The sequence below is a fragment of the Micromonospora sp. NPDC049275 genome, from assembly GCF_043197115.1.
Classification (GTDB): domain Bacteria; phylum Actinomycetota; class Actinomycetes; order Mycobacteriales; family Micromonosporaceae; genus Micromonospora.
In genome coordinates, this window is the sequence record NZ_JBICSN010000014.1 from 94,131 (window position 1) to 116,956 (window position 22,826).

20 protein-coding genes are annotated in these 22,826 nt (G+C 72.5%); 10 read left to right on the forward strand and 10 right to left on the reverse strand.

Features of this window, described 5'->3' with window-relative positions; translation table 11 throughout:
• Positions 1-11: 11 nt before the first annotated feature.
• From ACGFIE_RS28595 to ACGFIE_RS28635, 9 genes are all read right to left on the reverse strand, one after another.
• The gene (locus ACGFIE_RS28595; protein ID WP_393300525.1) at positions 12-1,067 is read right to left on the reverse strand and encodes a glycosyltransferase family 4 protein; all 1,056 of its coding nucleotides are present in this window, start codon (positions 1,065-1,067) and stop codon (positions 12-14) included.
• A 157-nt stretch (positions 1,068-1,224) separates the two neighbouring features.
• Positions 1,225-1,884, reverse strand: coding sequence for a BON domain-containing protein (locus ACGFIE_RS28600; RefSeq protein WP_393300370.1), 660 nt, complete (start codon positions 1,882-1,884; stop codon positions 1,225-1,227).
• A 174-nt stretch (positions 1,885-2,058) separates the two neighbouring features.
• Positions 2,059-3,720, reverse strand: a complete 1,662-nt coding sequence (locus tag ACGFIE_RS28605) for a trypsin-like peptidase domain-containing protein (RefSeq protein WP_393300372.1) — start codon at positions 3,718-3,720, stop codon at positions 2,059-2,061.
• A 62-nt stretch (positions 3,721-3,782) separates the two neighbouring features.
• Complete coding sequence (locus ACGFIE_RS28610) at positions 3,783-5,339, reverse strand: ATP-binding protein (protein WP_393300375.1); 1,557 nt, start codon at positions 5,337-5,339, stop codon at positions 3,783-3,785.
• Positions 5,336-6,037, reverse strand: coding sequence for a response regulator transcription factor (locus ACGFIE_RS28615; protein WP_110561683.1), 702 nt, complete (start codon positions 6,035-6,037; stop codon positions 5,336-5,338). The genes ACGFIE_RS28610 and ACGFIE_RS28615 overlap by 4 nt, the downstream gene beginning before the upstream one ends.
• A gap of 85 nt (positions 6,038-6,122) precedes the next feature.
• Entirely contained in the window at positions 6,123-6,734 is a 612-nt protein-coding gene (locus ACGFIE_RS28620) for a PadR family transcriptional regulator (protein ID WP_393300378.1), read from the reverse strand.
• A complete protein-coding gene (locus ACGFIE_RS28625) occupies positions 6,731-7,555 on the reverse strand; it encodes a DUF4097 domain-containing protein (protein WP_393300381.1) in 825 nt (274 codons plus the stop codon). Before ACGFIE_RS28625 ends, ACGFIE_RS28620 begins: the two co-directional genes overlap by 4 nt.
• A 103-nt stretch (positions 7,556-7,658) precedes the next feature.
• Positions 7,659-8,597 carry a lysophospholipid acyltransferase family protein gene (locus tag ACGFIE_RS28630; RefSeq protein ID WP_393300384.1) on the reverse strand — a complete coding sequence of 313 codons (939 nt, stop codon included), beginning with the start codon at positions 8,595-8,597 and terminating at the stop codon, positions 7,659-7,661.
• Positions 8,594-9,376, reverse strand: coding sequence for a GNAT family N-acetyltransferase (locus tag ACGFIE_RS28635; protein WP_393300387.1), 783 nt, complete (start codon positions 9,374-9,376; stop codon positions 8,594-8,596). The genes ACGFIE_RS28630 and ACGFIE_RS28635 overlap by 4 nt, the downstream gene beginning before the upstream one ends.
• Positions 9,377-9,527: 151 nt before the next feature.
• Here ACGFIE_RS28635 and ACGFIE_RS28640 point away from each other — a divergent pair, with 151 nt between their 5' ends.
• The 7 genes from ACGFIE_RS28640 (at position 9,528) to ACGFIE_RS28670 (ending at position 19,771) form a co-directional block, all read left to right on the forward strand.
• Positions 9,528-10,172 carry a hypothetical protein gene (locus tag ACGFIE_RS28640; RefSeq protein ID WP_393300389.1) on the forward strand — a complete coding sequence of 215 codons (645 nt, stop codon included), beginning with the start codon at positions 9,528-9,530 and terminating at the stop codon, positions 10,170-10,172.
• Positions 10,173-10,313: 141 nt separating this feature from the next.
• The gene (locus ACGFIE_RS28645) at positions 10,314-11,249 is read left to right on the forward strand and encodes an ABC transporter ATP-binding protein (RefSeq protein WP_363679992.1); all 936 of its coding nucleotides are present in this window, start codon (positions 10,314-10,316) and stop codon (positions 11,247-11,249) included.
• The gene (locus ACGFIE_RS28650) at positions 11,246-12,067 is read left to right on the forward strand and encodes an ABC transporter permease (RefSeq protein WP_393300392.1); all 822 of its coding nucleotides are present in this window, start codon (positions 11,246-11,248) and stop codon (positions 12,065-12,067) included. Before ACGFIE_RS28645 ends, ACGFIE_RS28650 begins: the two co-directional genes overlap by 4 nt.
• A 249-nt stretch (positions 12,068-12,316) precedes the next feature.
• On the forward strand, positions 12,317-16,063 hold the full coding sequence (locus ACGFIE_RS28655) for a multifunctional oxoglutarate decarboxylase/oxoglutarate dehydrogenase thiamine pyrophosphate-binding subunit/dihydrolipoyllysine-residue succinyltransferase subunit (protein ID WP_393300395.1): 3,747 nt from the start codon (positions 12,317-12,319) through the stop codon (positions 16,061-16,063).
• A 122-nt stretch (positions 16,064-16,185) separates the two neighbouring features.
• Entirely contained in the window at positions 16,186-16,371 is a 186-nt protein-coding gene (locus ACGFIE_RS28660; RefSeq protein WP_393300398.1) for a DUF6104 family protein, read from the forward strand.
• A 218-nt stretch (positions 16,372-16,589) separates the two neighbouring features.
• Positions 16,590-18,659 (forward strand): phosphate acetyltransferase, encoded by a 2,070-nt coding sequence (pta, locus tag ACGFIE_RS28665; RefSeq protein WP_363680000.1) that lies wholly within the window; start codon positions 16,590-16,592, stop codon positions 18,657-18,659.
• Positions 18,656-19,771 (forward strand): acetate/propionate family kinase, encoded by a 1,116-nt coding sequence (locus ACGFIE_RS28670; RefSeq protein ID WP_393300401.1) that lies wholly within the window; start codon positions 18,656-18,658, stop codon positions 19,769-19,771. Before pta ends, ACGFIE_RS28670 begins: the two co-directional genes overlap by 4 nt.
• Before the next feature lie 59 nt (positions 19,772-19,830).
• On the opposite strand, the gene ACGFIE_RS28675 is transcribed toward ACGFIE_RS28670, so the two are convergent.
• Positions 19,831-20,004: a hypothetical protein gene (locus tag ACGFIE_RS28675; protein ID WP_363680004.1), complete on the reverse strand. Its 174-nt coding sequence runs from the start codon at positions 20,002-20,004 to the stop codon at positions 19,831-19,833.
• A 157-nt stretch (positions 20,005-20,161) separates the two neighbouring features.
• Here ACGFIE_RS28675 and ACGFIE_RS28680 point away from each other — a divergent pair, with 157 nt between their 5' ends.
• The 3 genes from ACGFIE_RS28680 (at position 20,162) to ACGFIE_RS28690 (ending at position 22,748) form a co-directional block, all read left to right on the forward strand.
• Positions 20,162-21,055: an alpha/beta hydrolase family protein gene (locus ACGFIE_RS28680; RefSeq protein WP_393300404.1), complete on the forward strand. Its 894-nt coding sequence runs from the start codon at positions 20,162-20,164 to the stop codon at positions 21,053-21,055.
• Between the two features lie 51 nt (positions 21,056-21,106).
• Positions 21,107-21,637, forward strand: a complete 531-nt coding sequence (locus tag ACGFIE_RS28685) for a nucleotidyltransferase domain-containing protein (RefSeq protein WP_393300407.1) — start codon at positions 21,107-21,109, stop codon at positions 21,635-21,637.
• Between the two features lie 154 nt (positions 21,638-21,791).
• Complete coding sequence (locus ACGFIE_RS28690) at positions 21,792-22,748, forward strand: alpha/beta hydrolase family protein (RefSeq protein ID WP_393300410.1); 957 nt, start codon at positions 21,792-21,794, stop codon at positions 22,746-22,748.
• The last annotated feature ends 78 nt before the right edge of the window (positions 22,749-22,826 follow it).

Here is a 22,826-nt window from a genome sequence, read left to right on the forward strand (position 1 = left end):
GTGCGACGCCGTCAGCGGACCGCGACGGGGGCCGCCTCCCGGACGGCGGGCCGCCCGAGGGCGAAGCGCCGGTAGACGTCCTCGTAGCCGTACGCCATCCGCTCGACCGAGAAGTTCTCGGCGACGTGCGCCACGCAGTCCTGCGGGTCCAGCTCCCGGGCGGCCAGCAGCGCGGCGGGCAGCTCGTCGGGCCGTCGGCAGACCAGCCCGGTGACTCCGGGCCGCACCAGCTCGGGCACCGCGCCCCGGTCGAGCGCGACCACGGGCGTACCTGTCGCCATCGCCTCCAACATCACCATGCCGAACGGCTCCTCCCACTGGATCGGCATGATCAGGCAACGGGCGTCGACGAGCATCCGCAGGGTCTCGGCGCGGTCGGCGTTGAGCACGACCGTCACGTCCTCGTCGACAAGCGGCGCGACGACCTGCTCGTAGTAGCGCCGCTCGGCCGGCTCGTTGCACTTGCCGGCCAGCAGCAGCGGCAGCCCGGCCTCCCGGCAGGCGCGGATGGCGATGTCCGGGCCCTTGTCCGGGCTGAACCGGGCCAGCCACAGCACCGGCCCGGGGCCGGGCACCGTCTTGCGCGGGAAGCCACGCAGGTCAAGCGCGTTGTGCACGGTGCCGGCCCAGGGCAGGCCCGGGTTGAGTCGACGCTGGGCGTGCGAGATGGCCACCAGGGCGACGTCCTCGTCGGCGTCGCCGAGCACGTCGCCGTACTCCCCCACCGGGTTGCCGTGCACCGTCGCCACCGTCGGCACGGACCGGCGGCCGGCCACGAGCGGGCCGATGGTGGTGTGGTCGTGGATCACGTCGAAGTCGGGAGGCGTGATCAGGTGTTTGACCCGGGCCAGGTGCGCCAGCTCGGGCAGTGACTCGCCGAGCCGCTCGTACTGGACCTCGGCGACGGTGGAGACGAATCCGCTGGCGGCGGTGCCGTGCTGCTCGCCGGCCCCGAACAGCGTCACCGCGTGACCGTGCGCGGTCAACGCGTCGACCAGGCCGGCCACCACCTGCTCCAGACCGCCGTAGCCGGGCGGCGGCACGGACAGCCATGGCGGGACCACCATCGCGATGCGCAACGACCGCTCCGGCGAGCGGTCGGCGGGCGGGTGGTTCACGGCCACGAGTCCTCCCCGTTGATCCCCGATCGGGTATCGCCGTCGGTCGGCATGGTCCGCGCCGGTTTCCCCACCCGGCCCCCGGTAAACCGGACAAGACGGACGCTTACCCGCCGACCAGGAGTTGGTCGTGCACCGCTCGTACGCCCGGCGCCGACCACGCCACCCGTTCCACCTGGTCCCGTTCCCACCACGAGCGGACCACGCCGGCGAGGACCAGCGTGTCGCCGTCCACCTCCACCGTCACCCGCTCGGCGCCGAGGGTGCGCGCCAGGGCACGCCGGACGTCCTGTCGCAGCCGCTCGCCGGCCGGAGGCGCGGACGGTCGTACCTCGACCAGGTTCGTGATACCCCGTACGCCGTCCAGCCGCCGCAACTCCCCCTCGGCGGCCCGGCGCTGCCACCCGAACTCGACCTCGCCGCGCAGCATCAACCAGCCGTTGGCCACCGTGACGTCCAGCCGTTCGGAGGGCACGAAACTGTCCCACTCCAGGGCCCGGGCCGCGGCGAGGGCGACATCGCCGTCGGTGCGCCCCGGTGTCCCCGGCAGCCGTACCTCGATCTCGTCGGCCACCACGCGCACCCCGCGCACCCGCTGGGCGCAGCGGGTCGCCGCCCAGGCACGGGCTGCCCCGTCCACGAAACCGGTCAGGGTGACCACTCCCTGGTCGACGGCCACCCCGATCTCGTTGGGGCGCACCCGCGGATCCCAGGCCAGTTCGGCCAGGACCGCACGCTGGATCAGCTCGTCGTCGCGGACGTCCACCGGCCCTCACCCCCGTCTCGCCTCGTCCACCGAACCTGCCGGGTGTACGGGTGACGGCGGTTCACCCGAAGTGGGTGAACCGCCGTCCGGGCGGAAAAGAGCGGCGGGTGACGGAGCCGACCCCCTCGGCCCCGCCACCCGCCGCCGGAGGGAGGAGGCAGGTTCAGTTGTCGGTCAGGACGTCTCGGCGAGCGTCACGGTCACGGTCTTCTCGGCGCCGTCGCGCTTGAAGTGCACCTCGACCCGGTCGCCGACCTTGCCGGCCTGCACCGCGCCGACCAGGTCGTCGGAGTCGTTGATCACCTTGTCGCCGAAGCGGGTGACCACGTCGCCGCGCTGGAGGCCGGCCTTCTCGGCGGGGCTGCCCGTGGTGATCGAGGCGACCAGCGCGCCGCCACCCTCGGCCTGGTTGACGCCGACCCCGAGCGAGGGGTGGCTGACCTTCTCGCCGCGCTGGAGCTTGCCCGCGACGTCCTTGGCCTTGTTGCTGGGGATGGCGAAGCCGACGCCGATGTTGCCGGTGCTCTGGCCGGAGGTGGCGATGGCGGTGTTGACGCCGATCACCTCACCCCGGGTGTTGACAAGCGCGCCACCGGAGTTGCCGGGGTTGATCGGGGCGTCGGTCTGCAGCAGGCCGGAGATCGAGCTGACCGCCTGGCTCTGCTGGTTCGGGTCCTGCTGCTGGCCGCCCTCGCCGGCCCGGATGGTGCGGTCCCGGGCGCTGAGGATGCCCGCGGTCACCGAGCCCTGCAGGCCGAGCGGGCTGCCGAGGGCGAGCACCTGGTCGCCGACCTGCATCGCGTCGCTGTCGCCGAACTTCGCCGGCTTGAGGTTGCTCACCCCGTCGGCCTTCACCACGGCCAGGTCGGTCTTCGGATCGGTGCCGACGATCTTCGCCCGGGCCTTGTTGCCGTCGGCGAAGACGACCTGCACGGTGTCCCCGCTGGCGGAGGCGACCACGTGGTTGTTGGTGAGCACGTAGCCGTCGGCGGTGAGCACGACACCGGAGCCCTCGCCGCTGTCGGTGGCGATGGAGACGACGCTGTCCTGGACGGAAGCGGCGATCTTCGGCAGGTCGGCGCTGTTGAGCACGGGGGCCGCCGTGTAGGTGCGGGTGACGCCGCCGTTGTCGCCGTCGAGGGCGAGTGCGAGCGCGCCACCGGCGACGCCGGAGCCGAGCATCAGGGCGAACACCGCGACGCCGGCGCCGGCGAACTTGGCGATCCGGCTCGGCCGAGGCCCGGAGCCGGGCGGCGTGGCCTGCGGCCCCCAGGGCGGCACGGGCTGCCCCGGGTGGTGCTGCTGGTGCTGGGCGTGCAGTGGGTGCTGCGGGTAGGCGGCGCCCGGCTGGCCCCCGCCGGCCCAGCCGGACTGCTGGCCCGCGTGCCAGCCGGCGCCCGGGTACTGGCCGGCGGCGGGCTGCGGGTAACCGGAGTAGCCGGGCTGGCCCGGGTAGCCCGGCTGGCCGGGCTGAGCAGGCTGGCCGGAGTAGCCCGGCTGGCCGGGTGCCGGGTGGCCGGAGACCGGGTACGGCGGCGCGGACGCGCCGGCGGCGGTCGGCGGCTCGTACCCCGTGGGCTGGGCGGCGGTGGGCGACTCGTACCCGGTCGGCTGCCCGGCGTGCGGCGCGGACGGCGTCGGTCCGTCGGAAGCGGCGGGCACGGCCGGGGTGGCGACGGTGGGCGCGGTGTCCCCGTCGGTCGAGACGACCGGAACGGGGGTCGTCGGAGAGTCGGACTGCGCGCGCTCGTCGCGCGGCAGCTCGGCGGTGGGGTGCGACGGCTCGGCGTCGGTGGGGGCCGGCCGGCGCTGCGGGTCGGACTCGAACTCGGTCATGGGACTACCTTCTCCCCGGGCACTGCAATCAACCTGGAACCGTCCTGGAAGTTGGCTGAAAGTCACTCGCCCAGATCGTCGACCTTGGGCACCTGCGGCAGCCGGACCCGGAACGTGGCCCCGCCGCCGGGCGTCTCGAGCACCTCGACCGAGCCGTGGTGAGCGGCTACCAGCGCCGCCACGATGGCCAGGCCGAGACCGGTGCCGGTGTTGCCGTCGGCCCGTCGGGTCCGGGCCGCGTCCGCCCGGTAGAACCGCTCGAAGACCCGCTCTGACTGCTCCCGGGTGAGACCGGGGCCGGTGTCGACCACCTCCACCACCGCGAGATTGCCCGGCTCGGCCCGCAGGCGCAGGCTGACGTCGGCATCCGGTGGGGTGTGGGTCAGCGCGTTTGTCACCAGGTTGCCGATGACCTGCCGCAACCGCGCGTCGTCGGCATAGACGACGAGCGGGCCGGAACCGGGCTCGATCTCCAGCTCGATCCGCCGGTCCGGGGCGATCGCCCGGGCGGCCTGGACGGCGTCGGAGGCCAGCACCGGCAGCTCCACCGGGGCCAGCGAGAGCGGCCGTTCCCGGTCCAGCCGGGCGAGCAGCAACAGGTCCTCCACCAGCAGACCCATCCGGGCCGCCTCGTCCTCGATCCGGCGCAGCAGCCCGGCGGTCTGCTCCGGCGCGCGGGCCGCGCCCTGCCGGTACAGCTCGGCGAAGCCACGGATGGTGGTCAGCGGGGTCCGCAGCTCGTGCGAGGCGTCCGCGACGAACTGCCGCATCCGCTCCTCGGAGCGCCGCGCCCGCGCCTCGGACGCCTGGGCGGCGGCGGCCGCGTCCCGGGCGGTGCTCTCCGCCGAGCGGGCCGCCGTCTCCGACGCCGCGCGGGCGGTGAACGCCGCCTCGATCTGGGTGAGCATCGCGTTCAGCGCGCGGGAGAGCCGGCCCAGCTCGGAGGTGGGCTCCTCGTGCCCCTGCTCCGGGTCGGGCACCCGGCGGGTCAGGTCGCCACCGGCGATGGCGGCGGCCGTCCGTTCGATCTCGACGAGGGGTTTGAGGCTGGTCCGCACGATCGCCGCACCCACCGACGCGAGCAGGATCAGCACCGCGCCACCGACCAGGAGGTCTATCCAGACGAGCTGCTTGACCGCGCGGTCCACGTCGGTGAGCGGCTGACCCACGGCCAGCACCGAGCCGTCCGGTTGGGGCGCGTAATAGACGCGCCACCGGGTGAGGCGATCGTGTGAGATGACCGTGTGCGGCTCGCCCTCCGCCGCCTGGAAGTCCTTGCGGCTGGCGGGAAACGCGGGCAGCTGGTCGGGGTCGAAGTTCCGCTTGTCGTACTTGGGCTCGTACACCTGCTGCTCGTCGGCAACGATCACGACGTAGTCGCTTGGCAGTATCGCGCCGACCTCACGGCTGCGCAGCATCGGAAGCAGCTGGCCGAGGCCCTGGGCGGTCGACCGGACCTGCCCGTCGACCTGGCCCTCCAGGTAGTTGCGGAGGAAGTAGGCCGTCAGTGAGCTGATCACCAGCAGCGCGACGGCGACAAGCGTGAGCACCGAGGCGACCAGCTTCACCCGCAGCGGTACGCCCCGCAGCCGCCCCTTCGCGTCCTGGACGGTGTTCACGCCGCCGGCTTGCGCAGCACGTACCCCACGCCGCGAAGGGTGTGGATCAGGCGGGGCTGGGTGGTGTCGACCTTGCGCCGCAGGTAGGAGATGTAGGACTCGACGATGTTGTCGTCGCCGCGGAAGTCGTAGTTCCAGACGTGGTCGAGGATCTGCGCCTTGGACAGCACCCGGTTGGCGTTGAGCATCAGGTAGCGCAGCAGCTTGAACTCGGTCGGCGAGAGCTGCACACGTTGCCCGGCCCGGTGCACCTCGTGGGTCTCCTCGTCCAGCTCCAGGTCGGCGAAGGTGAGCCGGGACGGGGCCTGCTCGCCGGTGGTGGTGCGGCGCAGCACGGCGCGGATCCGGGCGGTCAGCTCCTCCAGGCTGAACGGCTTCGTGACGTAGTCGTCGCCGCCCAGGGTGAGCCCGCGGATCTTGTCGTCGGTGGCGTCCCGGGCGGTCAGGAACACCACGGGGGTACGCGTACCGCCCTCGCGGAGCATCCGGATGACCTCGAAGCCGTCCAGGTCCGGCAGCATCACGTCGAGCACGACCAGGTCGGGCCGGTGGTCCTTGGCGGCGTGCAACGCCGCGCTGCCGCTGGTCGCGGTGGCCACGTCGAAGCCCGCGAAGCGCAGGCTCGCGGAGAGCAGTTCGAGGATGTTGGGGTCGTCCTCGACGACGAGAAGTCGCGCCTCGGTCTGGGTAGCGGGCATGGGCCCAATCATCGGTGAACTCACTGCACCGGCGCTGGACGCTTCCTGGAAAAACCCTGTGAGTCGTCCGGGGTGCCGGCAGGTGTCAGCGCAGCAGTCGGCGCAGCCCGTCGAGGGCGCCGTCGAGCAGCCGGATCGCCGTGCTCAGTTGAGTGTCGCTGAACTGCCGCGCCCGCGCCAGACGGCTCACCTCGGCGGTGAACGAGGCCAGACGCTTGTCGAACTCCTCGAGCAGGGCGGCGCGCGACCCGTCGCCCGACGGGGGCCGGTACGACGACGCGGGCGGCTCCCACCGCGTACGCCGGGTCTGCCGGGTGGCCTCGCTCAGCTCCCGCTTGAGGTCGCGCGTCGAGCCGCGCACCTCGCTGCGGATCTCGCCGGCCAGGGTGGAGAGATCGGCCACCGAGGAAGCGATGTCCGCCTCCAGCGCGGCCAGCTCACCGGCGCGCTGGCGCAGCTCGGCGAGGCCGGCGTCGGTGATGGCGTACGTCTTGCGCCCCCCGGCGGCGGTGTGGCTGACCAGCCCCTCGGCCTCCAGCCGTTGCAGGCGGGGGTAGATGGTGCCGGCGCTTGGCGCGTAGAGCCCGAGGAACCGGTCCTCCAGGAGGCGGATCAGCTCGTAGCCGTGCTTGGGGCCGTCGTCGAGGAGCTTGAGCAGGTAGAGCCGGAGCCGCCCGTGGCTGAACACGGCGGTCACGGCAACTCCTCCTCGTCGGCGGCCACCGGTCGGGCGAGGAGCGAGATGCTCCCCGACGTCGCGGAGGCCCAGAGCTTACCTTCGCCGGCGCCGAGCACTCCCTCGCTGCTGGGCAGCGGGAATCGCGAGTTGCGCACCTGCGGGAAGCCACTGGTGATCCGGCCGGAGGCGGTGTTGAGCCGGACGGCGAGGTCGCTGTCCTCGCGGACCCGGACGGTGATGCTGCCCGAGATGGTGGTGAGCTGGATCTCGCTGCGTCGTGGGTTGTCCAGGTCGCAGGTTATCGCCCCGGAGACGGTCTGCGCCCGCACCCGGTCGGCGGCGCTGTCGGCGAGGATGACCTCCCCCGAGACGGTCTCCAGGGTGAGGTCGCCGCGCACGCCGAGCGCCTCCACCGGACCGGAGGTGATCTTCGCGGAGGTGTTGCCGCGCAGGCCCATCAGGGTGATCTGACCGGCGACGACGTGGGCCCTGGTCTGCTGGCGCAGGCCGGACGCGACAAGCGACCCGGACACCAACTCCAGGTCGGCGAGGACGTCGGCGGGCACGGCGACGGAGACGTCCACCCGCGGGTAGCGGTGGATCATCTGGAACCACCGCAGGACCTCCGACCAGCCGTGGCCGCGCTCCTGACGGATGCTGAGCCGCCCGTCGGAGTGGTCGATCAGGACCGGCCGGCGGCCGACCTGGGTGACGTCGACCCGGGTCGGGCCGTCGGTGGCGACCACGTTGAGCCGTCCACTGATCAGGCGGACGTCCAGCCGGGTGACCGGGCCGTCCACGGTGAGCCGCTGCGGGCTGTCGACAGTCCATCCGGCCATGGCGTCCTCCCCTCGACGACGCGCCCACACGCGCCGACAAGGAGACAGTAACGCGATACATCGCGACACACAAGACTATCGCGAGTCGCCCTCCCCCGCCCGCTCAGGCCGCCAGGTCCAGGTCCCTGCCGGCGGTCGGCGAGAGAACGGGGTCCGCCGGGGTCGGGGTGGGCACCGGCCGCAGCCGGGCCCGCGTCGCGGCACCCGCCGGAGGCACCAGGTGTACGGCCGACTCCGCGGCCCGGGCCAGCAACCGCCGGTCGGCGTCGCGGGCCGGGTGCAGCGCGGCGGCGATCGTCACCGTGACCACCAGGTGCCGCGCCGCCACCACCCGGCCCACCGAGCGCAGCAGGGTGTCCGCGCCGAGGAAGGCAGCGGCAGTCGTGACCGCCCCGGTGGCCTCGCACCGGTAGCCGAGCCGCAGCGGCACCACCGGGCTGCCCGCGTCGATGGCGGCCTGGAACATCGCCGGCCGGAAGCCGCCCCCGGGGCGGCACTCGGCCGCGCCGTCCCCGGCACACCAGGTCGTACCCTCGGGAAAGACCGTGACCGACCGGCCGGCGCGCAGCGTGTCGGCGAGCCTTCGCACGGTGGCCGGCAGCGCCCGCGGCCGGGACCGGTCCACGAAGACCGTGCCCGCAGCCGCCGCCAGCAGCCCGACCAGCGGCCAGGACCGGACCTCCCGCTTCGCCACCATCCGGGTGGGCGCGACCGCCAGGACGGCGAGGATGTCCAGCCAGGAGACGTGGTTGGCGACCAGCAGCGCGCGCCGCCGGGGCAGCCGGCCTTTGATCATCAGCCGGACGCCGAACGCGCGCGCGGTGCCCCGGGCCCAGCCGCGCAGCACCGCCTGCCGCTCGCGTGCCGGCAGCACGGGCAGCAGCACCGCCACGCCCACCCCGGCCAGCAGCATCCCGCTCGCCGCCGCCAACCGGAGTACCCGGCGAGCCACCGGCACGGTGGGCACCTCGCCGGCGGCCGGCAGGCAGTCGTCGTCGCAGCCCGAGAGGGGCCGCCACAGGTCGCGCGCCCCGACGCTCACCGCTCGCCCCCGCCCAGGAAGTGCCGCAGGTAGCGCGGGTTCATCCGGTCCAGGGAGAAGAGCACGTAGAAGTCCGCGCACCCGAAGTCGGGGTCGTACGACGGCTCACCGCAGATCCACGCGCCGAGCCGCAGGTAACCACGCAGCAGCGGAGGCACCGCCACGCGGGCGGCCGGGTCCGTGGCGGAGGCCGGGGCAGCCGGGGCGGCGGCCGGCTCGGCGAACCACGGACGCAGCGGTCGGACCCGCAGCGGCGGCGGCGACAGGTGCCGGGCCTGCGCCTGGGCCCACACCCCGGCGACCGTCCGACCGCCGTCGGCGACCGGTACGGAGGCGCAGCCGCCGAGCCAGCGGGAGCCGCGCAGGTGCAGGTAGCGGGTGATGCCCGCCCACATCAGATTGATCACCGCACCGGAGCGGTGGTCCGGGTGCACGCAGGACCGGCCCGCCTCGACCAGGTCGTCGCGGAGCGGGTCCAGCGCGCCGAGGTCGAACTCGTCCTCGGCGTACCGCCGATCGGTGCGACCGGGCGGCAGCAGCCGGTACGTGCCGACCACCTGCCCGGTACTGTCCTCGCGGACGATGAGGTGGTCGCAGTGGGCGTCGAAGGGGTCCACGTCCAGCCCGGCGCCGCCGGGGCGGAGGGTGGCGCCCAACTCGGTGGCGAACACCTCGTGGCGCAGGCGTTGCGCGGCCGCGACCTGGGTGGGGTCGTCGGCGATCAGCAGGGTGTATCCGCTGGTCGTCAGGGGTGCGCCAGCGACATGCAGAACGGCCATGGGATCTGTGTAAATGCCCCGGGTTGCCATCGGCGGGCACCACTGGTGTCGCCCGGATGAACGCCTGCCGGCGGATGCTTCCGAACACGTCCGTGCGAGGCTGCCCGACGGGTCGGCGACGCCGCCGCCCCACGCCCCACGGAGGTCACCTGTGCGCATCGAGTCCCGCTACAACGGGCCCACCGGCTCCGGCAACGGCGGTTGGAGCGCCGGCCTCTTCGCCGCCGAGGCGGGACCCGGACCGGTGGAGGTGACGCTGCGTCGGCCACCGCCGCTGGAGACGGCGCTGAGCCTCGTCGACGGCGAGGTCCGGGACCCGGCCGGCGAACTGGTGGCCGAGGTCCGCCCCGCCGGCGTCGTGGACGCCGTCGTGCCCCCGGTCGACAGGGCGACGGCGGTGGAGGCGTCGAGGGGCTACCCCGGGTTCGTCGCGCACCCGTACCCCGGGTGTTTCGTCTGCGGTCCACGCCGGACCGACGGGTTGCGGATCTTCCCCGGCCGGTTGCCGGACGGTCGGACCGCCGCGCCGTTCCGCGCCCCGGAGCAGGTAAGCGACGCCACGGTCTGGGCCGCGTTGGACTGCCCCGGCGGCTGGACGGTGCTCGCGCCGGGCCGCCCGTACCTGCTCGGCCGGATCGCCGCGGTGGTCCACGCCCGGCCGGCGCCGGGCGACGAGTGCGTGGTGACCGGCTCGCTGATCGGCGTCGACGGCCGCAAGGCGCTTGTGCACACCAGCCTGTACGGCCCCGACGGAGCGCTGCTCGGCGCGGCCCGTGCCACCTGGATCGCCCGCTGAGGTCCCCGCCGTCATCCCCAGGCATGAGACCCCTCCGCCCCGCGGATGACCACGCCGTAGGAGCCGGGCCTGATTGACCTTGTTGCTCGGGACCGTCACGCTGTGCCACGGCGTACCTCGACGCCACACGGGAGGAGAATGATGACTGACGGGCAGCGAAGCCCCACCAGCGACGGTCAGATCGTGGTGTCCGGTCTGACGAAGCAATACAAGAACGTGCGGGCGGTGAACAACCTGTCCTTCACCGTGGCACCGGGGCGGGTGACCGGCTTCCTCGGCCCGAACGGCGCCGGCAAGACCACCACGCTGCGCATGCTGCTGAACCTGGTCACGCCGACCGGGGGCACGGCCACCATCAGCGGCCAGCGCTACGCCGACCTCACCGACCCGCTGCGGCACGTCGGCGCGATCCTGGAGGCGTCCAGCGCGCACAAGGGCCGCACCGGCATCAACCACCTGCGGGTGATCTGCGCGGCTGCCGGTCTGCCCCGTTCGCGGGCCGACGAGGCGCTGGAGCTGGTCGGGTTGACCCCGGCGGCGAAGCGGAAGTTCAAGGGCTACTCGCTGGGCATGAAGCAGCGGCTCGGTATCGCCGCCGCGATGCTCGGTGACCCCCGGGTGCTGATCCTCGACGAGCCGGCCAACGGGCTGGACCCGGAGGGCATCCGGTGGATGCGCGGGTTCCTCAAGAACCTCGCCCACGAGGGCCGTACGGTGCTGGTCTCCAGCCACCTGCTGTCGGAGATGCAGTTGCTCGCCGACGACGTGGTGATCATCGCGGCCGGGCAGCTCGTCCGGCAGGGTCCGGTCGAGCAGGTGCTCGGTTCGATGGCGCAGGGCGCACAGGTGCGGGTCCGCACCCCGCAGGCCGAGGCGTTGACCACCGCGCTGAAGGCGCAGTCGGCCACCGTCGCCACCGACGAGCACGGCGTGCTGCTGGTCTCCGGGGTGGACGCCCCGACGATCGGCAAGGCCGCCCTGGCCGCCGGCGTCGAGCTGCACGAACTGACCACCGAACGGCCCGACCTGGAACGGGTCTTCCTGGAGCTGACGGCCGGAAAGGCGGGCATCCGATGAACCTGGTCCGATCCGAGTTGCTCAAGATCCGTACCACCAACACCTGGTGGATCTTCGCGCTGATCAGCCTGCCGCTGTGGGCGCTCACGCTGCTCATCAACTGGCTGCAGGCCGATGCCCTGACCAGCACCAGCCCCGCCGACGTGGGCGACCAGGCCGCCCAGTTCGAGGCCGCGGCCACTCCGGACGCGCTCGCGTCGAACCTCTTCACCACCGGGCAGTTCTTCGGCCTGCTCATCATCATGCTGCTCGGCATCATCGTGGTGACAAGCGAGTTCTTCCACCAGACGGTCACCACCACGTTCCTGACCAACCCGCACCGCACCGCCGTGATGATCGCCAAGCTGGTCGCGGCGGGTGTGCTGGCGCTGCTGTTCTGGCTGGTCACCACCGTGTTCAACCTGATCGCCGGCTCGGCGGTGCTCAGCGCCGTCGGGGTGGACTCCCAGTTGGGCAACGACGCCGCCTGGCGGGCGATCGGGTTGAACCTGCTCGCGTACCTGCTGTGGGCGGTGTTCGGCGTCGGCATCGGCGTGCTGATCCGCAGCCAGATCGGCGCCACCGTGACCGGCATCCTGCTCTACCTGGGCGGCTCGATCGGTGCCATCTTCGTGATCGCCATCCTGGCCGACCGGTGGGGCGACTGGATCAACAACCTGCAACTGCTGGTGCCGTCGCTCGCCTCGTCGCTGATGGTCACCGGGACCGACATCCCCGGTAACCCGCCGCGCTGGGCGGGCGCCGCCGTGCTCATCGGGTACGCGGTGGTCACCGGCCTCGTCGGCAGCCTGCTGCTGCGCCGGCGCGACATTTCCTGATCGACGGAGCTCCGGGGTGGCGGCGGCACGGCCGCCATCCCGCAGTCCCGCCGTACCAGCCGGTGACGGGCCGCGCAGGGGTTGCTGAACTTCTGGCATCTTCTGTGAAACCGGCCACCCGACCGAGGCGGAAATGCCTGGAGGATCTGTACGGCGTAGCCTGGGAGTCGTCCTGTCCGTAGTCCATCAACTGGACGCGACGGACACCGCGTGACACACAAACCCGCGTGAAAGAGGCGATTACCGGCCGTGTCGACCCAGCAGACTTCGCAGGAGAACCCACTGGCGGGTTTCGGCCCGAACGAGTGGATCGTCGAGGAGATGTACCAGCGGTACCTCGCCGACCCAACGAGCGTCGATTCGGCCTGGCACGACTTCTTCGCCGACTACCGGCCGGCGCCCGGCGCCGGCACACCGCGTGGAGCGGGGACGTCGGGCAAGCCGGCCGCCGCGCCCGAGCCGGACGGCCAGCCGGAGGCGGCGGCCACGGTCAGCCAGCCGAGCGCCCCGACGAAGCCGAGCGCCGCCAGCAAGCCGGCCGCCGCGCCGCCGGCTCCGGCCAAGGCCGCGCCCGCGAAGGCCACCCCGGAGAAGGCCGCACCGGCCAAGCCGGCCGCGAAGGCCGCCGGGCCCACCGCCGACGGCCCGCAGACCACCCCGCTGCGGGGTGTCGCCGCGAAGATCGTGCAGAACATGGACGCCTCGCTGAGCGTGCCCACCGCGACAAGCGTCCGCGCGGTCCCTGCGAAGCTGCTTGTCGACAACCGCATCGTGATCAACAACCACCTCGCCCGGGGGCGCGGTGGCAAGGTCAGCTTCACCCACCTGGTCGGCTACGCGATGGTCCGGGCGCTGGTCCAGCACCCCGAGATGAACAACTCCTTCGCCGAGGCCAACGGCAAGCCGGCAGTGGTCCGCCCGGCGCACGTCAACCTCGGCATCGCCATCGACCTGGCCAAGCCGGACGGCACCCGCAACCTGGTGGTCCCCTCCATCAAGGGCTGCGAGCAGATGGACTTCCGGCAGTTCTGGCAGGCGTACGAGGACGTGGTCCGGCGGGCGCGGCGCAACGAGCTGACCATGGAGGACTACTCCGGCACCACGATCTCGCTGACCAACCCGGGCGGCATCGGCACTGTGCACTCCATGCCGCGGCTCATGCAGGGGCAGAGCGCGATCATCGGCGTCGGCGCGATGGAGTACCCGGCGCCCTACCAGGGCATGTCCGAGGCCACCCTCGCCGAGCTGGCCGTCAGCAAGATCATCACGCTCACCAGCACGTACGACCACCGGATCATCCAGGGCGCGCAGTCCGGCGAGTTCCTCAAGGTCATGCACGAACTGATCCTGGGCGAGCACAACTTCTACGACCAGATCTTCACCTCGCTGCGCATCCCGTACGAGCCGGTGCGCTGGGTGCGCGACGTCGCGGTCAACTCCGAGGGTCAGATCAACAAGACCGCCCGGGTGCACGAGCTGATCCACGCGTACCGCGTGCGCGGTCACCTGATGGCCGACACCGACCCGCTGGAATTCACCATCCGCAAGCACCCCGACCTGGACGTCCTCCAGCACGGGCTGACCCTGTGGGACCTGGACCGCGAGTTCCCGGTCAACGGCTTCGCCGGCCGCCAGCGGATGAAGCTGCGCGAGATCCTCGGCGTGCTGCGCGACTCGTACTGCCGCCGCGTCGGCATCGAGTACATGCACATCCAGGACCCGGAGGAGCGGCGCTGGATCCAGGAGCGGATCGAGCGCAAGTACGAGAAGCCGTCCGCCGACGAGCAGAAGCACGTGCTCAACCGGCTCAACGCCGCCGAGGCGTTCGAGACCTTCCTGCAGACCAAGTACGTCGGCCAGAAGCGCTTCTCGCTGGAGGGTGGCGAGTCGCTGATCCCGCTGCTGGGCGAGGTGCTGGAGTCCTCCGCCGAGAGCGGGCTGGACGAGGTCGTCATCGGCATGGCCCACCGGGGCCGGCTCAACGTGCTGGCCAACATCGTCGGGAAGCCGTACGAGAAGATCTTCTCGGAGTTCGAGGGTCACCTCGACCCGCGCTCGACGCAGGGCTCCGGCGACGTGAAATACCACCTGGGTCAGAACGGCAAGTTCACCACCCCGGACGGCGAGCACGTCGTCAAGGTGTCGCTGGTGGCGAACCCGTCGCACCTGGAGGCCGTCGACCCCGTGCTGGAGGGCATCGTCCGGGCCAAGCAGGACCGGATCGACCTCAAGCTGGAGGGTTACACCGTGCTGCCGCTGGCGGTGCACGGTGACGCCGCGTTCGCCGGGCAGGGTGTGGTCGCCGAGACGCTCAACCTGTCGCAGCTGCGCGGCTACCGCACCGGCGGCACCGTGCACGTGGTGGTCAACAACCAGGTCGGCTTCACCACCGCCCCGGAGTACAGCCGGTCCAGCCTCTACAGCACCGACGTGGCCCGGATGATCCAGGCGCCGATCTTCCACGTGAACGGCGACGACCCGGAGGCCGTGGTCCGGGTCGCCCGGCTGGCTTTTGAATACCGGCAGGCGTTCAACAAGGACGTCGTGATCGACATGGTCTGCTACCGCCGGCGCGGCCACAACGAGGGCGACGACCCGTCGATGTCCAACCCTCAGATGTACAAGATCATTGACTCGAAGCGTTCGGTGCGCAAGCTCTACACCGAGGAGCTGATCGGTCGCGGCGACATCACCGTGGAGGACGCGGAGGAGCTGCTGCGCGACTACCAGGCGCAGCTGGAGAAGGTCTTCAAGGCCACCCGGGACGCCGCCGCAGCGCCGCGCCAGCTCAACCGCCCCCGCCGCGAGGAGGAGCCGGAGCCGGCTGTCGACACCGCCACCGACGCCTCCGTGGTGAAGGCGATCGGCGAGGCGCACACCAACCTGCCGGAGGGCTTCACTCCGCACAAGCGGATCCAGCAGCTGCTCGACCGCCGGGCCAAGATGTCCGTCGAGGGCAACATCGACTGGGGCTTCGGCGAGATCATCGCGTTCGGCGCGCTGCTGCACGACGGGGTCACCGTCCGGCTCGCCGGGCAGGACTCGCGGCGCGGCACCTTCGTCCAGCGGCACGCGTCGATCGTCGACTCCCGCACCGGCGACGACTACCTGCCGTTGAAGTCGCTCACCGGTGACGGCGAGCGCTCCCGGTTCTTCGTGCACGACTCGCTGCTCAGCGAGTACGCGGCGATGGGCTTCGAGTACGGCTACTCGGTGGAGAACGTCAACGCCCTTGTCGCCTGGGAGGCCCAGTTCGGTGACTTCGTCAACGGCGCCCAGTCGGTGATCGACGAGTTCATCTCCTCCGGCGAGGTGAAGTGGGGTCAGCGCTCCGCGGTGACCCTGCTGCTCCCGCACGGCCACGAGGGCCAGGGCCCGGACCACACCTCCGGTCGCCCGGAGCGGTTCCTGCAGATGTGCGCCGAGGACAACATGCGGGTGTCCATCCCGACGACGCCGGCGAACTACTTCCACCTTCTGCGTCGCCAGGCCCTGTCGCCGAAGCGCAAGCCGCTCGTGGTGTTCACGCCGAAGTCGCTGCTGCGGCACAAGCTCTGCGTCTCCTCGGTGGAGGACTTCACCACCGGCACCTTCCAGCCGGTGCTGCGCGACACCGCCGCCCCGGCGCCCGAGTCGGTGAAGCGGGTGCTGCTCTGCTCCGGCAAGGTCTACTACGACCTGTTCCAGGCCCGGCAGGAGCGCGGCGTCACCGACACCGCGATCATCCGCATCGAGCAGCTGTACCCGCTGCCGGTGGAGGAGATCCGTGCCGCCCTCGCGCAGTTCCCGAACGCGGAGGACTTCGCCTGGGTGCAGGAGGAGCCGGCCAACCAGGGCGCCTGGTCGTTCGTCGCGCTCAACCTGCTGGAGCACCTCACCGACGTCCGGCTGCGGCGGATCTCCCGCCCGGCCGCGGCGGCACCGGCGGTCGGCTCGGCCAAGACCCACGAGGTCGAGCAGACCGCGCTCATCGAGGCGGCACTCCCCCGCCCGTGACCTGACCGCGCCACGCGAGCCGGGGCAGGGCCGTTCACCACGGTCCTGCCCCGGCTCGCGTCGGTCCATCCGAATCACCTACCCACCCGGCCCGCGCCGGGCCGAAAACAAGGACGTACGCCGTGTACTTCACCGACCGTGGCATCGAGGAGCTGGTCGAGCGCCGGGGCGACGAGCAGGTGACGATGGAGTGGCTGGGCGAGCGCCTGCGCGACTTCGTCGACCTCAACCCCGACTTCGAGACCCCCATCGAACGCCTGGCCACCTACCTGGCCCGCCTAGACGACCCGGACGACGAAGACGCCTAACCCACCCACCCCACCCCACCCACCCCCGAACGCGTTGATCATGAAGTTGTCCGCGCGTGTCGTCGGCGTGTCGAGCGATAACTCCATGATCACCAGGCCAGGGGGCGGGAGGGGCCGCCAGGCCGGAGGGGCCGAAGGGGGCCGCCGGGGCGGCGGTTGTGGGTCCGCAGGGGCGGAGGGCTCGGGTGGGGGGCCTTGCGATCTTCTAGGGTGGGGCTGTGGCCCGAAGTGTGTATCTGACGAGCGTGGGATCGGGCGGGGGTAAGTCGACAATCGCCCTCGGGCTGGCCGAGTTGCTGTCGCGACAGGTGGGGCGGATCGGCGTGTTCCGGCCGCTGGTCGCCGACGCCGTACCGGATTCGATCCTGGCCCTGCTCAGCGAGCGGTACCGGGTCGAGCTACCACTGTCAGAGCTGGCCGGAGCGACGTACGCCGAGGCAGCCGCGCTGGTGGCCGACGGCCGCCGCGAAGAGTTGATCTCCATCGTGGTGGAGCGCTACCGGGCGGTGGAGCGGCAGTGCCCGGCGGTGGTCGTGGTGGGTAGTGACTTCGACGAGCCGGGCGACCCGGCACACCCCAGCGAGCTGGCCTTCAACGCCCGGCTGGCCACCGAGTTCGGCAGTGTGGTGGTGCCGGTGGTGGACGGCTACGAGCAGCAGCCGGCCGCCGTCGCGGCGGCCATGCGGGGGGCGTACCACGATGTGGCCGACCTGGGCGCGACGGTGCTCGCGGTGATCGCCAACCGGGTGTCCGAACCGATGACGTTGCCGGAGCTGCCCGTTCCGGCGTACGCCATCCCGGAGGTGCCGACCGTGTCGGCGCCGACGGTGGCCGAGGTGGCGGCGGCGCTCGGCGCGACCCTGCTGGCCGGGGACGACGCCGCGCTCGGGCGGGACGTGCTGGACTTCGTGGTCGGCGCGGCGCACGTGCCGACCCTGCTGGACCACCTCACCGAGGGCGCTCTGGTGATCACCCCCGGGGACCGGGCCGACCTGCTCGTCGCCGCCAGCGCGGCGCACGTGGCCGGGCAGGTGTCGGTGGCCGGACTCGTGCTCACCCTCGGGGAGCAGCCCGACCCGCGGGTGATGCGGCTGGTGGAGGGCCTGAACACGGGCCTGGCGGTGCTCTCCGTGGGCAGCGACAGCTACGACACGGTGGCCGCGTCCAGCCGGATCGAGGGGCGGCCCAGCATCGCCAACCCGCGCAAGGTGGAGGCCGCGCTCGGCGCGTTCGAGCGCTGCGTGGACACCGACGACCTGGCCCGCCGGCTGCGGGTCAGCCGGTCGACGCGGGTCACCCCGCTGATGTTCGAGAACGAGCTGATCGACCGGGCCCGTTCGAAGCCCCGGCACCTCGTGCTGCCGGAGGGCGCCGAGGAGCGCATCCTGCGGGCGGCGGAGATCCTGCTGCGCCGGGGCGTGGCGGACCTGACGCTGCTCGGCCGCCCGGACGACATCGCCCGGCGCACCCGCGAGCTGGGCATCGACCTCGGCGACGCACGGATCGTCGATCCGGCCACCAGCCGGTGGCGTGACGAGTTCACGGCCGAGTACGCGCGGCTGCGTGCCCACCGGGGCGTCACCGCCGAGTTGGCGCACGACATCGTGGCCCAGCCGAACTACTTCGGGACGCTCATGGTGGCCGCCGGGTACGCCGACGGCATGGTCTCCGGCGCCACGCACACCACCGCCGCCACCATCCGACCCGCGTTCGAGATCATCCGTACCGTGCCGGAGGTCTCGGTGGCCTCCAGCGTCTTCTTCATGCTGCTCGCCGACCGGGTGCTGGTGTACGGCGACTGCGCTGTCAACCGCGACCCGGACGCCCCGCAGCTCGCCGACATCGCGATCTCGTCGGCCGACACCGCCGCCCGCTTCGGTATCGAGCCCCGGGTGGCCATGCTGTCGTACTCCACGGGCAGCTCCGGCGCGGGCGCCGACGTGGAGAAGGTCGCGGCGGCCACCGCGCTGGTCCGGGAGCGTCGGCCCGACCTGCTGGTCGAGGGGCCGATCCAGTACGACGCGGCGATCGATCCCGCGGTGGCGGCGACGAAGCTGCCGGACAGCCCGGTCGCCGGCCAGGCCACGGTCTTCATCTTCCCGGACCTGAACACGGGCAACAACACGTACAAGGCGGTGCAGCGCTCGGCCGGGGCGGTCGCCGTCGGCCCGGTCATGCAGGGCCTACGACGGCCGGTCAACGACCTGTCCCGCGGCGCGACAGTGCCGGACATCGTCAACACGGTGGCGATCACCGCCATCCAGGCGGCCGCCGAGGAGGCGTCATGAGTCGGGTGCTGGTGCTCAACTGTGGGTCGTCGTCGGTGAAGTGGCGACACTACGACGGGGACCGGACCCTCGACCAGGGCACCGTCGAGCGGGTCGGTGAGCCGGGCGGCGGCCCCGCGGACCACGCCGGCGCCGTCCGGCAGATCCTGGCCGGGCTGGACCTGACCGGGCTGGCGGCGGTGGGTCACCGGGTGGTGCACGGCGGCCGGACGTTCAGCGCACCGGCGCTTATCGACGACGCGGTGCTGGCCGCCATCAAGGATCTGGTCCCGCTCGCCCCGCTGCACAACCCGGCCAACCTGGCCGGAATCGAGGTGGCGCGGGCCGCCCTGCCGGACGTCGCGCAGGTCGCCGTCTTCGACACGGCGTTCCACCACACGCTGCCGGAGGCCGCCGCGACCTACGCGATCGACCGGGACACCGCACGGCGGTACGACATCCGCCGGTACGGCTTCCACGGCACCTCGCACGCGTACGTCTCCCGGCGTACCGCCGAGCTGCTGGGCCGCCCGTACGACCAGCTCCACACCATCACCCTGCACCTGGGCAACGGGGCCAGCGCCTGCGCGGTCGAGAACGGCCGCAGCGTCGCCACCTCGATGGGGATGTCTCCCCTCGAAGGGCTGGTGATGGGCACCCGCAGCGGCGACCTCGACCCGACGGTGATCTTTCACCTGCGCCGCGAGGGTGGTCTGTCGGTCGACGACATCGACGACCTGCTCAACCACCGCAGCGGCCTGCTCGGGTTGACCGGCGCCAACGACATGCGCGAGGTGCTCCAGCGCAGGGCGGCCGGGGACCCGGCCGCCGCGCTGGCGTTCGACGTGTACTGCCGGCGGATCACCGGGTACGTGGGCGCGTACTACGCGCTGCTCGGTCACGTGGACGCGATCGCGTTCACCGCTGGTGTGGGTGAGCATGCCGCGCCCGTCCGGGCCGCCGCGCTGGCCGGGCTGACCCGCCTCGGCATCACTGTCGACGAGGCGCGCAACAACGGCGACGGCGACCGGCTGATCTCGCCGGACGGCGCCGAGGTGAGCGTCTGCGTCATCCGCACCGACGAGGAACGGGAGATCGCCCGGCAGACCCGGGACGTGGTCGGGGCGGCCTGACACCGCCCGGGGTGCGGGCGCGTGCCCGGCTCAGCCCCGACTCGTGTGCATGCGCCCGCTCAGCGCATCGCCAACCAGGCGACGACTGCCACCAGCAGGACGACGACCACCGCCACACCGACGATGAGCGGCAGGCGGGACGGCGCGTCGGCCGGACCGGCGGCCTCCGGCGTCTGGGTGAAGGCGCGGAACGCCTCGGTGTTGCCGCTGGGGTCGGTGTAGTTCTCAGCCATGTCGGTGACCCTAGCGAAGCCCGTCGCGGCGCACCGCCCCCGCCTCCGCCGTCAGACGGGGTCGAGCCGGCCGGCGGAGGCGACCCGACCGGGTGGCGACCAGAGCCGGGCCGGACGGCGGGGTCGCTGGACGTGCCCGGGCACCTACGGTGAAACGGTGGGGGCGGGGCGGCTGGTCGCCGTACTGGTGACAGCGCTGCTCGCCGGTTGCGCACCGGCCGGCGCCGTGGTGGTCGGGTCCACCGGACCGCAGATCGCGCGCCGAGCGCCCGAGGGGTCGTACGTCGTCGGCGTGCGTACGCTCACCCTCGATCCGCGCTCGGCGCGTCCCCTGCCGGTCACCATCTGGTATCCGACCGGGACCGCCGGGGTGGCCGCCGGGCGGTTCCCGGTGGTGATCTACAGCCACGGGCTGTACAGCCGACCCGAGCTGCACGCCGAGTTGACCACCCGCTGGGCGGCTGCCGGTTTCGTGGTGGCCGCGCCCGCCTACCCGCACACCCGCGCGGGTGCTCCCCAGTTCAGCAGGGCCGACGTGCGCAACCAACCCGCCGACGCCTGGCGGGTGGTCCGGCACCTGGGCCGGCTCGACAACGACCCGGGTGATCCACTCGCCGGCCACCTGGATCTCACGTCGATCGCCGCCGCCGGTCACTCGGCGGGCGGCTTCACCACCTCCGGCATGTTCACCGAGGGCCACCCGGCCCGGCTGCGCGGGGGCATCGTGATCGCCGGCGGCGGGCTGCCCGGCAGCTTCGCCGGACCGACCGCACCGGTGCTCTTCGTGCACGGCACGGCCGACCCGGTGGTGCCGGTGACTGTCGGCCGGGCCGCCTATGCGCGTACGCCGGGGCCGGCCGCGTTCCTCAGCGTGCTCGGCCAGGGCCACGGCGAGTACCTCACGCCGGGCAATGCCGGATTCGCCGCAGTCCTCGCCACCACCACCGACTTCCTGCGCTGGACCCTCTACGGCGACCGGACGGCCGGCGCCCGCCTGCCCACCGACGCCCGCACGCCCGACGCCCACTACGAGTCCCGCCCGCCCGCCTAGGGCGTGTGTCGTCCTCCCCCGCGCTCCCGGACATGCCGCTAGGGTGGTCCGGTGGACGACCTCGCGCGCCGCCAGTTGGCGAGCATCGCCGAAGTCGTCGAGGTGGCCGGATCGGCGGGCGTCCCGGTGTGGTTGCGGGGCGGCTGGGCGATGGACTTCGCGCTCGGCGAGGTGTCCCGACCGCACGTCGACGTCGACTGGTACTGCTGGCGCGAGGACGCGGACCGGCTGGCCGCCCTGCTTTTGGCCCGGGGTTGGCGCCCCGATCCCCGGATGCCGGTGAAGTTGCAGCTCGACCTGTTCGCCGTCGACGTGGAGGTGAGCGTCGCGTACCTGGGTCGGGAAGACGCTCGTCGACCGACAGTGGGCGCCGGGCCCTGGGCCGGCACGCCGCTGCCGGCCGGGATGCTGGACGCGCCACCCGGTCGCATCGGCGCGTTGACCGTGCCGACGATCTCGGTGCCGGCCCAGATCGAGTTCAAGCAGATGTTCCCGGTGTGGATGCCGGAGCGGGCCCGCCGCCCGAAGGACGCGGACGATTGTGCTCGACTGCGCGCTGGTCCTCGTACACCCCGACCTTGAAGCCGATCAGGTCCGGGCACTGTGATCGAGGCCTCGGTCCCGACCGCGCCCGGCCTGGGCGAGCCGGGCACCGGTACGCGGCGTCGGGTGATCGGGGGGCACGGCACGCCGAAGCCCACCGGGCGGGCCCGCCGGGCAGGGCACAATCGGATTCATGCCGCGTCGCGTCAGCCTCACCATGCTGATCTCTGCCCTGTTCCTGGCCGGTCTGGCCGGGTGCTCCACGCACGTCCCGGGGCGGCGGGCGCCTGCCGAGCCGGCGCAGCCCACCGCCCTGGCAACGCCGCAGGTTCCCGCCGGGCACGCGCCGGAAAATCCCTACCCCGTCGGCGTACGCGACCTCAAGCTCAACCGCGACGGCCGGCCACTGCCGGTGCGGATCTGGTACCCGGCGCTCGGCGAGAACGGCCCGGTCACGCCGGGGTTGCTGCCGGCGCACGGCCGGTTTCCGGTGGTGATGTTCAGTCACGGCCTGGGCGGCCGGCCGGCCGACTACGCCACGCTGCTGACCCGGTGGGCGCGGGCGGGTTTCGTGGTGGCCGCGCCGACCTTCCCGCACACCTCGACGGGCGCTGACAACAACGTCCTCGACGTGCTCAACCAGCCGGCCGACGTGTCGTACGCGTTGGACCAGGTGCTCGCGCTGGACACCAGGGCCGACGACCCGTTGCGGGGCCGGTTGGACGCCGACCGGGTGGCCGCAGCCGGGCACTCGGCCGGCGGGGTGACCACCATCGGGCTGTTCACCACCAACCGGGACGAACGGCTGGATGCCGGGGTGGTGTTCGCGGGCACGGCGCTCGGCGTGGGTACCGCGTTCGCCGGGGCGGCCGCCCCGCAACTGTTCGTGCACGGTGAGCTGGACGAGGTGGTCGAGTACGCGGCGGGCAAGGCGGCGTACGACAAGGTGCCCTGGCCCAAGGCGATGCTGAGCCTGCCGAAGGGCGACCACGGGCGGACGATGCTCAAGGACAAGGCCGCGCTGCGGGTGGTGTCGGACACGTCGATCGAGTTCCTGCGCTGGTCGCTGTACGGCGACGCGGAGGCCAAGAAGCGGATCCCCACCGACGCGACGCGCGGCGACATCGCCACCTTCGACAACCACCTCTGACCCGCATCCCCACGATCCGCGCAACATCGGGGATGGTGCTGCCTCAGCGCGCCAGGAGACAGCAGTTTCCCCGAAGTC